General features: G+C 75.0%; 16 protein-coding genes and 1 pseudogene. 7 read left to right on the forward strand and 10 right to left on the reverse strand.

Annotation, left to right across the window (positions count from 1 at the left end):
- Positions 1-17 precede the first annotated feature (17 nt).
- Both SLP03_RS12470 and SLP03_RS12475 read left to right on the forward strand, forming a co-directional pair.
- Positions 18-728 (forward strand): suppressor of fused domain protein, encoded by a 711-nt coding sequence (locus tag SLP03_RS12470; RefSeq protein WP_319460728.1) that lies wholly within the window; start codon positions 18-20, stop codon positions 726-728.
- Positions 729-1,005: 277 nt separating this feature from the next.
- Complete coding sequence (locus SLP03_RS12475; RefSeq protein WP_319460729.1) at positions 1,006-1,398, forward strand: hypothetical protein; 393 nt, start codon at positions 1,006-1,008, stop codon at positions 1,396-1,398.
- 7 nt (positions 1,399-1,405) lie between these two features.
- Here the strand turns inward: SLP03_RS12475 and SLP03_RS12480 are convergent, their stop codons facing one another.
- A complete protein-coding gene (locus SLP03_RS12480) occupies positions 1,406-2,233 on the reverse strand; it encodes a class I SAM-dependent methyltransferase (RefSeq protein WP_319460730.1) in 828 nt (275 codons plus the stop codon).
- A 65-nt stretch (positions 2,234-2,298) separates the two neighbouring features.
- Here SLP03_RS12480 and SLP03_RS12485 point away from each other — a divergent pair, with 65 nt between their 5' ends.
- Positions 2,299-3,567, forward strand: a complete 1,269-nt coding sequence (locus SLP03_RS12485; protein ID WP_319460731.1) for an MFS transporter — start codon at positions 2,299-2,301, stop codon at positions 3,565-3,567.
- 33 nt (positions 3,568-3,600) lie between these two features.
- Here SLP03_RS12485 and SLP03_RS12490 read toward each other — a convergent pair whose 3' ends face one another.
- Positions 3,601-4,668, reverse strand: coding sequence for a Gfo/Idh/MocA family oxidoreductase (locus SLP03_RS12490; RefSeq protein ID WP_319460732.1), 1,068 nt, complete (start codon positions 4,666-4,668; stop codon positions 3,601-3,603).
- A gap of 87 nt (positions 4,669-4,755) precedes the next feature.
- Between SLP03_RS12490 and SLP03_RS12495 the strand changes: the two genes are divergently transcribed.
- A complete protein-coding gene (locus tag SLP03_RS12495) occupies positions 4,756-6,015 on the forward strand; it encodes a lycopene cyclase family protein (RefSeq protein ID WP_319460733.1) in 1,260 nt (419 codons plus the stop codon).
- Positions 6,016-6,154: 139 nt separating this feature from the next.
- Positions 6,155-6,631, forward strand: coding sequence for a ribonuclease HI (gene rnhA, locus SLP03_RS12500; RefSeq protein WP_319460734.1), 477 nt, complete (start codon positions 6,155-6,157; stop codon positions 6,629-6,631).
- A gap of 35 nt (positions 6,632-6,666) precedes the next feature.
- Here rnhA and SLP03_RS12505 read toward each other — a convergent pair whose 3' ends face one another.
- The 5 genes and pseudogenes from SLP03_RS12505 to SLP03_RS31600 form a co-directional block, all read right to left on the reverse strand.
- On the reverse strand, positions 6,667-6,897 hold the full coding sequence (locus tag SLP03_RS12505) for a hypothetical protein (RefSeq protein WP_319460735.1): 231 nt from the start codon (positions 6,895-6,897) through the stop codon (positions 6,667-6,669).
- A 64-nt stretch (positions 6,898-6,961) separates the two neighbouring features.
- Positions 6,962-7,198, reverse strand: coding sequence for a preprotein translocase YidC (locus tag SLP03_RS12510; RefSeq protein WP_319460736.1), 237 nt, complete (start codon positions 7,196-7,198; stop codon positions 6,962-6,964).
- Positions 7,199-7,302: 104 nt separating this feature from the next.
- Positions 7,303-8,181: a pentapeptide repeat-containing protein gene (locus tag SLP03_RS12515; RefSeq protein WP_319460737.1), complete on the reverse strand. Its 879-nt coding sequence runs from the start codon at positions 8,179-8,181 to the stop codon at positions 7,303-7,305.
- 135 nt (positions 8,182-8,316) lie between these two features.
- A complete protein-coding gene (locus SLP03_RS12520) occupies positions 8,317-8,727 on the reverse strand; it encodes an SDR family oxidoreductase (RefSeq protein WP_319460738.1) in 411 nt (136 codons plus the stop codon).
- Between the two features lie 74 nt (positions 8,728-8,801).
- Positions 8,802-8,924 (reverse strand): annotated as a pseudogene (locus SLP03_RS31600) (SDR family oxidoreductase); the annotation flags it as partial.
- Positions 8,925-9,000: 76 nt separating this feature from the next.
- Here SLP03_RS31600 and SLP03_RS12525 point away from each other — a divergent pair.
- On the forward strand, positions 9,001-10,419 hold the full coding sequence (locus SLP03_RS12525) for an RtcB family protein (RefSeq protein ID WP_319460739.1): 1,419 nt from the start codon (positions 9,001-9,003) through the stop codon (positions 10,417-10,419).
- Positions 10,420-10,423: 4 nt separating this feature from the next.
- Here SLP03_RS12525 and SLP03_RS12530 read toward each other — a convergent pair whose 3' ends face one another.
- The 3 genes from SLP03_RS12530 to SLP03_RS12540 all read right to left on the reverse strand — a co-directional run bounded on the left by SLP03_RS12530 (position 10,424) and on the right by SLP03_RS12540 (position 12,312).
- Positions 10,424-10,852 (reverse strand): archease, encoded by a 429-nt coding sequence (locus SLP03_RS12530; protein ID WP_413644508.1) that lies wholly within the window; start codon positions 10,850-10,852, stop codon positions 10,424-10,426.
- Positions 10,853-10,933: 81 nt separating this feature from the next.
- Complete coding sequence (locus SLP03_RS12535; protein ID WP_319460741.1) at positions 10,934-11,893, reverse strand: RNA polymerase subunit sigma-70; 960 nt, start codon at positions 11,891-11,893, stop codon at positions 10,934-10,936.
- Positions 11,890-12,312, reverse strand: coding sequence for a VOC family protein (locus SLP03_RS12540; RefSeq protein ID WP_319460742.1), 423 nt, complete (start codon positions 12,310-12,312; stop codon positions 11,890-11,892). Before SLP03_RS12540 ends, SLP03_RS12535 begins: the two co-directional genes overlap by 4 nt.
- 117 nt (positions 12,313-12,429) lie before the next feature.
- Between SLP03_RS12540 and SLP03_RS12545 the strand changes: the two genes are divergently transcribed.
- Positions 12,430-12,594, forward strand: a complete 165-nt coding sequence (locus SLP03_RS12545; RefSeq protein WP_319460743.1) for a sigma factor — start codon at positions 12,430-12,432, stop codon at positions 12,592-12,594.
- Positions 12,595-12,659: the final 65 nt, after the last annotated feature.

The raw sequence follows: 12,659 nt of genomic DNA on the forward strand, positions 1-12,659 counted from the left end.
GTCCTAAGCTGACCTGCATGGGATCTTCGGACGCGGTAGGACAGCGGGGGTCGGGTGTGCTGCGGCACGCCGCGCGCGAGCGAGGCTGGGAACCGGCCGACGTCGGTGACCCGGAGGCCGCCGAGGCGATCGAGCGGCACATCGAGCACCACTTCGGACCGATCGCGTTCGTCTGGCACGAGATGGTCTCCGACCTCGTCCATGTCGACGTGCACGTGGTCGCGCCGACCCCGGCCCGCCCCTTCCACACGCTGGTGACCTCGGGCATGAGCGACCGGCCGATGGCCGTTCCGCCCGAGGCCGGCGTCAGTCCGTACGCCGAGCTGATGCTGTGCCTGCCGGCCGACTGGCCGCTGACCGCCGAGGCCCTTCGGGACGAGCGCGCGTACTGGCCGGTCCGGCTGCTGAAGACGGTCGCCCGGTTGCCGCACGAGTACGACACCTGGATCGGCGCGTGGCACTCCGTCCCGAACGGCGACCCGGCGGAGCCGTACGCGCCGGACGCCCCGTTCGTCGGCGTCGTCGTCACCCCGGTGCTCCGCTGCACGCCGGACGCGCGGGTCGTCACGACCGGCGGCGGGAAGGAGATCGCCCTGCTCACCCTGGTGCCGCTGCACCCCGCCGAGGTGCGGCTGAAGCTGACCGAGGGCACCGACGCGCTGCTGCGGGCCTTCGACCGGGTGGCGGTGAGCGAGCTGTTCGACCCGGCCCGACCGAGCAGCGCGTGACCCCGGTCGGGCGTTCGCGGGTGCTGGCCCGACTGGCCGGACATCTGCGGGACCGGCCGGTGCCGCACCCCTTGCGGGTCGCCGTCGACGGTCCCGACGCGGCCGGGAAGACCCGTCTGGCCGACGACCTGGCGAACCTGTTGAGCCCCGAGCGGGACGTGATCCGGATCAGCGTGGACGGCTTCCACCGACCGTCCGCGGTCCGTCGCCGTCGCGGTTCCTCTCGGCCGAGGGCTACTACCTGGACTCGTTCGACCACGACGCCGTCCTCGCGGAGGTGCTGCGCCCGCTCGGGCCCGGCGGCGACGGACGGTACCTGCCGGCCGCGTACGACCACCGCCTCGACGAGCCTGTGCCGCCGGCGCACCAGCGGGCCACGCCCGACGCCGTCGTGCTGTTCGACGGGGTGTTCCTCCTGCGCCCCGAACTGCGGGACCACTGGGACGTGACGCTCTACCTGCACGCCGCGCCCGAGGTGACGGTGCGGCGCGCCCTGACCCGTGACCTCGAGGTGTTCGGCTCCGCGGCCACGGTGGAGCAGCGGTACCGGCACCGGTACCTGCCTGGGCAGGAGCTGTACCGGGGCGAGGCGCGACCGCTGGAGCGGGCGGACATCGTGCTCGACATGGACGATCCACTCGACCCGGCCGTGCTCAAGTGGCCGGAATGAGTCCGGGTCAGTCCCGGCGGCGGGCCTGGAGGGTGTACGTCTGCGCCAGCCGCCAGGGCCGGTCCGCCAGCCGCCACTCGCCGTGCGCGTCGCGGACCATGGCGCCGGGCAGCGCATCCCAGGGCGCGCTGTCGTGCTCGACCAGCATGGTGAGGTCCAGCCCCGCGTCGAGCAGCGCGGTGACGACCTCGCCGAGGCCGTGGTTCCACGAGTGCGTGACGGTGTGCTGGAACGTCGCCTCCGTCTGCACGTAGGTGCCGGGACCGTCCCACACCAGCGGCTCCGGCCGCTCGAAGTACGGGTACTCGACGGCGAGCGTGCCGTCAGGGCGGGGGTCGTCGAGGGTGGAGAGCATCGGGTGCCCCTCGCGGAGGAAGAGCCGCCCGCCGGGGCGCAGCAGGTCGGCGACGACACCGGCCCAGCGGCGGACGTTCGGCAGCCAGCACAGCGCGCCGATGCCGGTGTAGACCAGGTCGAATCGGTTGCGGCCCAGCACCGTCGGCGCGTCGTGGACGTCGGCCTCGACGAAGTCGACCGCCGCGCCGGTCCGCTCGGCCAGGGCGCGGGCCTGGGCCAGGGAGGCGCCGGAGAAGTCCAGGCCGGTCGTCCGGGCGCCGAGCCGGTGCAGCGAGACCGTGTCGGTGCCGATGTGGCACTGCAGGTGCGCCACGTCCAGGCCGGTCACGTCCCCCAGCCGGTCCAGGTCGAAGCGGACCACCTCGCTGAGGTATCCGGGATCGGTCAGGAAGCGGTCCACCGCGTAGTCCGGCGACGCGGCGTGGGCGGCGGCCCGCTCGTCCCAGTTGGCCCGGTTGATCGTCACGTAGTCGGTCACCGACGGACCCTCGCACGGACCCGGCGGCCGGTTCAACGGAGATTCGCCTGGTAGGTTCGCTCGCCGTGACGGGGACGACGGGGGAACGGCTCGACGGGCGCTTCGCCCGGCTCTGGGCGGCCAGCACCATGTCGGCGCTGGGCAGCGGGATGGCGACCGTGGCGGCGCCGCTGTTCGTCGCCGCGCGCACCGACGACCCGCTGACCGTGTCGGCGGCCTCCGCGGTGGCGTGGCTGCCGTGGCTGCTCTTCGCCCTGCCCGGCGGCGTCCTTGTCGACCGGGTGGACCGGCGGCGGCTGATGGTCGTCATCGACTGGGTACGCGTCGCCGCCCTGGCGGTGCTCACCGCCGCGATCGTGATCGGCCGGGCGGGGGTGGCCCTGCTCTACGCGGTGCTGTTCGTGGTGAACGCCGGCGAGGTGGTGTTCCGGGCCGCCGGCCAGGCGATGCTGCCGGCGGTGGTGCCCCGGTCGAGGCTGGAGCGGGCCAACGGCTGGCTGGGCGGCGGCACCACCCTGACGCAGGGGATGATCGCCGGCCCGCTCGGCGGGTTCCTCTTCGTGCTGGCGGCAAGCATTCCGTTCGGCGTCAACGCCGGCACGTACGCGCTCAGCGCGGTGCTCGTCGGCCTGATCGGCGGTGCGTACCGTGGCGCGCCCGGGACGGGCGGCGGACGCCGCTCGGTCCGGGCGGAGGTGGTGGAGGGCTTCCGCTGGCTGCTGTCGCAGCGGCTGCTGCGCACCATGACCTTCCTGATCGGGCTGCTCAACCTCACCCTCACCGCCGCCATCGCGGTGCTGGTGCTGCTCGCCACGCAGCGGCTGGGCCTCGGCTCGGTCGGCTACGGCGTCCTCTTCACCTGCATGGCGGTCGGCGGGCTGCTCGGCTCGGTGGTCGGTGACCGGCTGGTCGCCCGGATCACCGCCACCTGGACCATCCGGATCGGCCTGCTGATCGAGGCGGGCCTGCACCTGGCCCTGGCGGCGTCGCGCAGCGCGGTGGTCATCGCGGTCGCGCTGTTCGCGTTCGGGGTGCACGGCGCGCTGTGGAACATGGTGTCGAACTCGCTGCGCCAGCGGTTGACCCCGGCCGCGTTGCAGGGCCGGGTGGGCAGCACCACGCTCTTCATCGCCGCCGGCGGCAACTGTCTGGGCGCGCTGCTCGGCGGGGTGGTCGCCGCCCGGTTCGGGCTGACCGCACCGTACTGGGTGGGATTCGTGGTCGCCGTCGCGGTGACCGCGGTGACCTGGCGGGTCTTCGACCGGGCGACGGTCGCCGCCGCGTACGCGGAACCCGCGCCCGCGCCGGACGACCGCCCGGCGACGGTCGCCTAGGGTGGTGCCGACCGACTCCCGCACTGACCCCGGTCAGGCGAGCGGCGGGACGGGCAGCACCAGACCCTCCGCGGCGGAGCGGTGCGCCAGCTCGATCAGCGCGACGGTGCCGACCGCGTCGCGCGGGTCGACGGGCATCGGCGTGCCGTCGCGCAGCGCCGCCGCGACCTGGGCGTAGAAGTCCTGGTAGCGGCCCGGCTCGGTGGGGACCGGGCGCAGGTCGCCGTCGACGCCGAGCAGGCCGTACTGCTCGGGCGGGACCTCGCCCCAGCCCGGCGCGTCCGGTCGGGCCCCGTCGCGCAGCGCCGCCTCCTGCACGTCCAGCCCGTTCGTGGTGTAGCCGGCACGGTCGCCGAGGACCCGCATCCGCGGTCCGAGCTGCGGGGTGACCGCGCTCATCCACAGGTGGGAGCGGACGCCGCCGGTGTGGGCCAGCGCCACGAACGCGTCGTCGTCGACCTCGGCGCCGGGCCGCCGCCGGTCCACCTCCGCGTAGACACGCTCCACCGGGCCGAAGAGCTGCACGGCCTGGTCGACCAGGTGGGCGCCGAGGTCGAACAGCGCGCCGCCGGCCTCGCCGGGCGCGGCGCTCTCCCGCCAGCCCGGCTTGATCGCCGGCCGCCAGCGTTCGAACCGCGACTCGAAGCGGCTCACCCGCCCCAGCTCGCCCGCTTCGACGAGGCGACGGACGGTCAGGAAGTCCCCGTCCCAGCGGCGGTTGTGGAACACGGTCAGCGGCACCCCCCGGCGGGCCGCCTCGTCGACCAGCGCGCTGCTCTCCTCGGCGCTCGGCGCGAGCGGCTTGTCCACCACGACCGGCAGCCCGGCCGCCAGCGCCGCGCGGGCCATCGGGGCGTGCTGCCGGTTCGGCGTCGCCACCACCAGCAGGTCGAGCGAGTCCGCGCCGTGCCACAACTGGTCGGCGTCGTCGATGAGCCGGGCCTCGGGATGCTCCTGGCGGGCCTGCTCCCGGCGCTCCGGGTTGGTGGTGACGATGGCGTCCAGCCGCAGCCCGGGGGTCGCGGCGATCAGCGGGGCGTGGAACACCCGCCCGGCGATCCCGTAGCCCAGCAACCCCACCCGCAGCGGCGCCTGCGCCATGCCGTCCCCCGTTCCTCGATGATCCCCCGAATCTACGCGCCACTCCGGGCGCCAGGCGGCGGGTCCCCAGGCAGGTGGCGGCCGGGCATGTGGCAGCGTGGCGGGGTGGACGCAACCCCGGTCGATGTCGACCTCGCGCTGGTGGGCGGCGGCGGCGCCGCCTCCCTGGTCCTGGCCGCCCTGGACCGGCGCGGGCTGTCCGGGCTGCAGGTCGCCGTCGTCGATCCGGTGCACAAGCGGGGCCCGGACCGCACCTGGGCGTTCTGGGACACCCCCGGCAACGACCTCGACCCGGTGCTCAGCGCCAGCTGGTCGCAGGTCGACGTGGTCACGCCCGCCGGCCGCCGTGTCCTGTCGCTCGCCCCGCTGCGGTACGCCATGCTCCGCTCGGCCCCGGTCTACGACCGGGCTGCCGAGGCCGAACGCCGCCTCGGCGCGATCCGGATCGGCGCGGCGGCCGGCGCCCTCGACGACGACGGGCACCGGGTGACGGTCCGCGACACCGACGGCCGGGCGTTGCTGCGCGCCGGTTGGGTGCTCGACTCCCGGCCCCGCCCGCCGCGACGGCCCGGGCGGACCAGCTGGTTGCAGCACTTCCGGGGTTGGTGGCTGGCGGCCGACACGCCGACGTTCGACCCGGACCGGGCGGTGCTGATGGACTTCCGCACCCGGCAGCCCGCCCGGGGCGTCTCGTTCGGCTACGTGCTGCCGGTCAGCGACCGGTACGCCCTGGTCGAGTACACCGAGTTCTCACCCGACCTGCTCACCGACGCCGCGTACGACGCCGCGCTGCGGGACTACCTGGACCTGCTCGGCCTCGACCCGGCGGCGCTGCGGGTCCGGGAGGTGGAGAACGGGGTGATCCCGATGACCGACGGCCCGTTCGTCGCCCGCCCCTCGCCCCGGGTGGTCCGGCTCGGCACCGCCGGGGGCGCCACCCGGCCCTCCACCGGGTTCACCTTCTCCGCCATGCACCGCCAGGCCGAGCAGGTCGCCGCCGCTCTCGCGGCCGGCCGGCCGCCGGTGCCGCGGGCCGCGTACCCCCGGCGTCACCTGTGGATGGACGCGGTGGCGCTGCGCGCCCTGGACCGGGGCCACGTCGGCGGGGTCGAGTTCTTCGACCGGCTCTTCGACCGCAATCCCGCCGAGCGGGTGCTGCGCTTCCTCGACGGGACCACCTCCCCGGCGGAGGACCTGGCGGTGATGCGGTCCAGCCCGCTGCTGCCGATGACCGGCGCGGTCCTCGGCGACGCCGCCGGCCGGCTCCTCGCCCGGATCCGCCGCGACCCGGCCCCCGCCCCCGTGCCGGCCGCCGGATCACCGACGGGGGGTCGGGCCGGCCGGTAGGCGGCGACCGGCACCCCGGTGGGTGTCACCGACCGGCTTCCCGGGCGACCGAGGCCACGTGCCCGATCATGGCCGAGCCCCAGCCGTGCCGGGCGAGTCGGGTGGGCCCGCCGGCCGGCGTACCCGGTAGGTTGCCGGCATGGTGGAGGCGGCGGCCGGCAGGGTCGTGGAGATCTGGACCGATGGGGCGTGCAGCGGCAATCCCGGCCCCGGGGGCTGGGGGGTGCTGCTGCGCTGGGGCGACCACGAAAGGGAGCTGTGTGGCGGCGAGGCCACCCCGACCACCAACAACCGGATGGAGCTGACCGCGGCGATCCGGGCGCTGGAGAGCCTGACCCGGCCGGTCACCGTCCGGCTGCACACCGACAGCACGTACGTGCGCAACGGCATCACCAGCTGGCTCGCCTCGTGGAAGCGCAACGGCTGGCTGACCGCCGCGAAGCAGCCGGTGAAGAACGCCGACCTGTGGCAGCGGCTGGAGGCCGCCTGCGCCCGGCACGACGTGACCTGGCTCTGGGTGAAGGGTCACAACGGCCACCCGGAGAACGAGCGGGCCGACGCGCTGGCCAACCGGGGCATGACCGAGGCCCGCGCCGAGGTGGCCGCCGTCCGGTGAAGCGGCCTCGACTGATGGCGACGGCCGCCGTCGGGTCACTCCTCGGGACGGGGCTCGCCGGTGCCCGAGACGGCATCGACGTCGTAGCCGGCCCGGCTGGTCTCTCGGGCGGGTTGCGCCTCCTCGGCCGGCAGGTCGGCGAAGTCGTCGCCGGTGTCGTCGGTGGTGCGCAGGGAGTCGCCCGGCGGTCGCAGCGACGCCTGGTACGCGGTCGCGCCGCCCGGCTCGTCGGTCGCCGCGCGGCCGAAGGAATCTTCACTCGTCATGTCGCACTCCTGCCCGCGTCCGGCGGGGGCAAACGTGGGTCCGTTGCGGCCGGCCCGTCCTGATTCAGCGGGCCGCGTCCGGGTGCCCCGGCATCCCGGACCCACCGGAGCTGCTGCCGGACGCTCCGCCGGCCACCCCGGAGCCGTCGTCCTCGGTGACCAGGTCCGGCTTCGGTGCGCCGTCGTCCGGGGCCGGGACGTCGGTGTCCGCCCCCACCTGGACCAACCGAGCCTGCCCGGCCTCGTCCTCCGCGTGCGCCGGATCGGCCGGTTGCTCGCCCTGCCGTTGCCGATATCCCACGTCGCCTCCCTGGTGCCGCCGGCCGCCGACACAGTGGTGGCGGCAGTCCCGGCTACCCGACGGCACCGCGGCGAAACGTCACCGCCCGCGGCGGCGGTACCGGGTCACCGCCGCCGGCCTCCGGTCCGGGGGCGGGTCGGCGTAAGGGTGAGCGACCAGTGCGCGGGGCGGCGAAGCGCCGCTGGCAGCACGGTGCGGTGGTCGCCGCGGGCGGCGTCGAGCTGCGACTGGTGCAGGAACAGGCAGCGGCTCAGGTCGGCCCCGCGCAGGTCTGCCCCGCGCAGGTCCGCGCCGGTCAGGTCGGCCGCGCCGAAGTCCACGCCGCGCAGGTCGGCGCCGATCAGGCCCGCGCCGCGCAGGTTCGCCCCGGCCAGGTCCGCCCGGCGCAGGTCCACCCCGATCAGCACCGCCCCGCGCCGGTCCGTGCCCCCACGGCCGGCTCGGGCCCGCTCGCCGGCCTCGGAGAGCAGCGCGTTGACCCGCGCCCGGTGGGCGTCGACGTCGAGGGCGAGCAGCTCCTCCGGGGTGCCGTCGGTGAGCCGCCCGGTCTCCTCCAGCGCCCGGGCGAGGTCGGCGCGCAGCGCACCGGGCGGGGTCACGGCCAGCGCCTCGGTCAGGTACCAGAGCAGTTCGTGCAGCGGCCGCATCACGGCGAAGGTGTCGAACATCCGGCGCGCAGTCGCCGGGTCGGTCCGCCAGTCCCGCCCGCCGAAGGTGACCTGGGCGACCTGCTGGCCGGCCCCGAAGCAGTCGAACACCGTACAGCCGGGGAAGCCGCGCTGGCGCAGGTCGCGGTGGATGCCGCAGCCGGAGTCCGGGCGCAGGTTCGGGCAGGGCTGCCCGGCGGGCTTGTCGAGGGCGAAGTCGGCGGAGGCGGCGAAGGCCGGCGCGACGCAGCAGATCCCGAAGCAGCGCGTGCAGTCGGCGCGCAGCTCCCGCCCGCCGACGGTCGCCGACGACTGCTGTTCCGTGGTGTCCGACACGCTGAACCGGCCTCCCGACGCTCGGAGTTGCTGAGGGTGTCCGCGGCGAGGCGGCCGCGACCGGACCCATTCTCCGCCCACTCAGACGCTGCGGAAACGGTGGGGTGAGCCGGCCCCGCCCCGCCGCCGCAATCCTCAGACGGACCGCCAGTCGTGAGAAGGGAGCGCCGAGGCCTGCGGACCCATCAGCAACATCCCCCCGTCCACCACCCACGACGCCCCGGTCACGTACCCGGCCGCGGGCGAGGCGAGGAACGCCACCACCGCGGCGATCTCCCGAACGTCCCCCGGCCGCCCGACCGGCACCCCCGGGCGCTCCTGCGTGAACGGGTCGACGTCCTCCTGCCCGGTCATCGGGGTGGTGATCTCCCCGGGCGCGACCGCGTTGACGGTGATCCCGTCCGCCGCCAGCTCCTGGGCCATCACCTTGGTGAGCAGCCCGAGCCCGCCCTTCGCCGCGCAGTACGCCGACGAGCCGACCCGGGGCGCGTGCTCGTGCACGCTGGTGATGTTGACGATCCGACCACCCGCCCCGGCCGCCCGCATCCGACGGCGACCTCGCAGCGGCGGCCGGTGGCGCGTACCTCCCCGGCGGTGCGTTCGGCGCCCTCCGGGTCGCCGTACCAGGTGATGCCGATGTCGAAGCCGGCCTCGGCGAGCGCGACCGCGCTGGCCTTGCCGATGCCCGAGTCCGCGCCGGTGACGACGGCGACCGGGGAGTAGTCCTCGTATCGCTGGGGCACGCTGCCGCACTACCCGGACCGGACGAGCTCAACCAGGTCGGGTGTAACCGCCCCGGACCGGGGTAGCCGGGGCGGCATGGAGCTGGTCGAGGAGTCGCCGTACCGGTTCCGGATCGACCGGCACGATCCGATGCGGGTTCCAGGCGTGGTCTTCGCCTCCCGGTCGCTGCTGCCGGACGCCGGGGCCGACAAGTCGCTGGATCAGGTGGCGAACGTCGCCACCCTGCCCGGCATCGTCGGCGCCTCCTACGCCATGCCGGACGTGCACTGGGGTTACGGCTTCCCGATCGGCGGGGTCGCGGCCACCGACATCGAGGACGGCGGGGTGGTCTCGCCCGGCGGGGTCGGCTTCGACATCTCCTGCGGGGTGCGGCTGCTCACCGCCGACCTGGACCGGGCCCACCTGGGGCCCCGGCTGCACGCGTTGATGGACGGCCTCGGCGCGGCGACCCCGCGCGGCATGGGCAAGGGCGCGGTGTGGCACCTGGCCGACCGCGCCGAACTCGACGGAATGCTGCGCGGCGGCTCCCGGTACGCCGTCGAGCGCGGGTACGGCGTCCAACGAGACCTGGACCGTTGCGAGGACTACGGCGCGGTCGACGACGCGAACCCGGCCCAGGTCAGCGACCGGGCGGTGGAGCGGGGCGCGCACCAGGTCGGCAGCCTCGGCTCCGGCAACCACTTCCTGGAGGTGCAGGCCGTCGAGGAGGTGTACGACGAGGCGGTGGCGAGCGCCTTCGGGCTGCGGACCGGCCAGGTCTGCGTGATGATCCACTGTGGGTCGCGCGGGCTGGGCCACCAGATCTGCACCGACTATGTCCACGAGATGGAGAAGGCGATGCGCGGGTACGGCATCCACGTGCCCGACCGGCAGCTCGCCTGCGCCCCCGTCTCGTCCCACGAGGGGCGGGCCTACCTCGGCGCGATGGCCGCCGCGGCCAACTACGCCCGGGCCAACCGGCAGCTGCTCCACCACGCGGCCCGACAGGTCTTCCAACGGATCACCGGCAGCGACCTGGACCTGGTGTACGACATCTCGCACAACCTCGCCAAGATCGAGACGCACCAGGTGGACGGCGCGGCGCGCCGGCTCTGCGTGCACCGCAAGGGCGCCACCCGGGCGCTGCCGCCCGGCCACGCCGACCTGCCGGACGACCTGCACGGGGTCGGCCAGCCGGTCCTCATCCCCGGCTCGATGGGGACCGGCTCGTACGTGCTCACCGGCGTCCCCGGCGCGCCGGCGTGGGCCTCCACCTGCCACGGCGCGGGCCGGGTGCAGAGCCGCAAGCAGGCCACCAAGGCGGAACGCGGGCACGACCCGCGGCGCGAGCTGGAGGCGCAGGACATCGCGGTGCGCGGGGCATCCCGGCGGGGACTGGCCGAGGAAATGCCGGCCGCGTACAAGGACATCACCGCCGTGGTGGCAGCCGCCGAGGGCGCCGGGTTGTGCCGGCGGGTGGCCCGGCTCGTCCCGCTCGGCGTGGTCAAGGGCTGAGCGGTCACACGTCCAGCGTCACCGCGCAGGACCAGCCGTTCCCGTCGGGGCCGAAGCGCAGCTCGTGCAGGGAGACCGCCTTGGGCACCGCGCCGACCAGCTCCACCGCGTCCGTGCCGGTGGCGCGCCAACGCATCGTCAGGCCGCCGTCGTCGGCCGCCCGCACCTCGGTCGCGAGCGGCAACTCGCCCTCCGTCTCCATCCGGAAGATCACTTCATCGAGTACGCCGACCAGCAGGTCCTCGTCCGCACCGGGCGGCACGTGGAATTCGACGTCGGCCTCGGGGGTCGCGCCGGAGGCATCCACGAAGGTGCCCACCAGCGCGGTGACCGCCTCCGCCACGCACCCCTCCCGATCCGGCGCCCACGCCTCGATCCGGACGTCGGCGGTGTGCGGCACCATGTGGTGCCCCCGCGGCGGTCGTCGGTCCATGCCCCCGATCATCCGCCCTGACCGGGCCGGCCGCGGCCGGTCGCCGGACGGCACGCGCCGCCCGGCGACCAGAAAGCCACCTCAGAGCTCCGCCGGCAGGCCGAACGCGGGGAACAGCGCGTGGCCGAACGTGGTGATCTCGGCGATCCGCCCATCCCGGACCCGCAGTACGTCCAGCTTGAACGCCCGGAACACCGGGTCGCCGGGTCGCCGCAGGTAGCTCGCGGCGGCCGGCAGCCGGTTGGCGGACGTCGGCAGCAGCCGCCAGTCGCCGTCCCGCTCCGGGCCGAAGGCCCGTTCCAGCAGTGGCGCGAAGGCCGCGACCCCGTCGAAGCACATCGGCGCCGGTGGCATGGTGATCCGCAGGTCCGGCGCTGCCACCGCGAGCGCGGCGGCAGCGTCGCAGCGTTCGTGGGCGTCGATGAACCGGGCCAGCAGCTCCCGTTCCCGCTCGTCGGCCGGGTTGGCCGCCCAGTCCGCCCGGCGGGCCGGCAGATGCGCCTGCAGGGTGGCCCGGGCCCGCTGCAGGGCGCTGTTCGCCGCCGCCACGCTGGTCTCCAGCAGCTTCGCCGTCTCCGCCGCCGACCAGCCGAGCACGTCGCGGACCAGGAAGGCGGCCCGCTGCCGGGCCGGCAGCACCTGCATGGCAGCGAGGAACGCCAGCTCGATGGTCTCCCGGGTCACCGCCACCGCGTCCGGCTGCTCGTCGCCCGGCGCGACCCGGTCCAGCAACCGGTCCGGGTACGGCTGCAACCACGGCACCTCCGCGTACGACCGCACGGCGCGCGGCTGCCGGCCGGTGCGGCGCAGCAGATCCAGGCAGACGTTGGTGGCGATCCGGTAGAGCCAGGCCCGCACCTGCCCGCCGTCGAAGCCGTCCCGCCCCCGCCACGCCCGCAGGTACGTCTCCTGGACGGCGTCCTCGGCGTCGTCGAAGGAGGCGAGCATCCGGTAGCAGTGCACGTGCAGCTCGCGCCAGTGGCGTTCGGTCAGCGCGGCGAAGTCGGGGTCGGCCGGTGCGGTGTGCAGATCCGCCGTCACGCTGCTGCCGCCCTGGCCCGGCCGACCTCCTGGACCAGCCACTCGTTGCCGTCCGGGTCGCGCAGCGACAGGAAGGAGCCGTAGTCCCGCCGCTCCGGGTCCGGCCCGGGGGCCTGCACGCCGCCGGCCGCGAAGTGGAAGACCTCGCCGGGCTTCGCGCCCCGGTCCACCAGCTCCGTCCGCGCCGCGTCGATGTCCGGGACGACCAGGTGCAACCCGCTCAGCGAGCCCGCCGCACCCGGATTGCGCATCAGCGCGATCGAGCAGGCAGAGCCGGGCGGGGTGAGCTGCACGACGCGGAAGTCCTCGCCGGCGGATTGGTCCACGTCCAGCCGGAACCCGGTCTGGTCCAGGTAGAACGCCTTGGCCCGGTCCACGTCCGAGACGGGCACCACGACGAGTTCGAGCTTCCAGTCCATGATCGGCCTCCCTGGCCTCGGTGACAGCTGTCATGACGTACAACGTCGGGTCGGTCGGGGACTCATCGGTGTTCCGATGAGAATGTCACCTCGCGGCCCGCTGGCCGGTCGTACCGAGTGCACGGCGACTACGCCGATGCGGAGGATGTCGTGCGGGAGCCGTTCGTCCGGGCCCTGGCCAGGCCCGGTCAGCTGCGTCGGGTGGACAACCCGGAGGCCTGGCTGCGGACGGTGGCGCTGAAGGTCGCCCGGTCCCGGTTTCGCCGCCGGGTCGATCGGTGAAGTCGGTGATGCTGGTCAGTGCCGATGGGGGCCACCGTCGGCGCCGCCCTGCGCGCGCCGCGCTG

Source organism: Micromonospora sp. RTP1Z1 (assembly GCF_033804685.1).
Lineage (GTDB): Bacteria > Actinomycetota > Actinomycetes > Mycobacteriales > Micromonosporaceae > Micromonospora.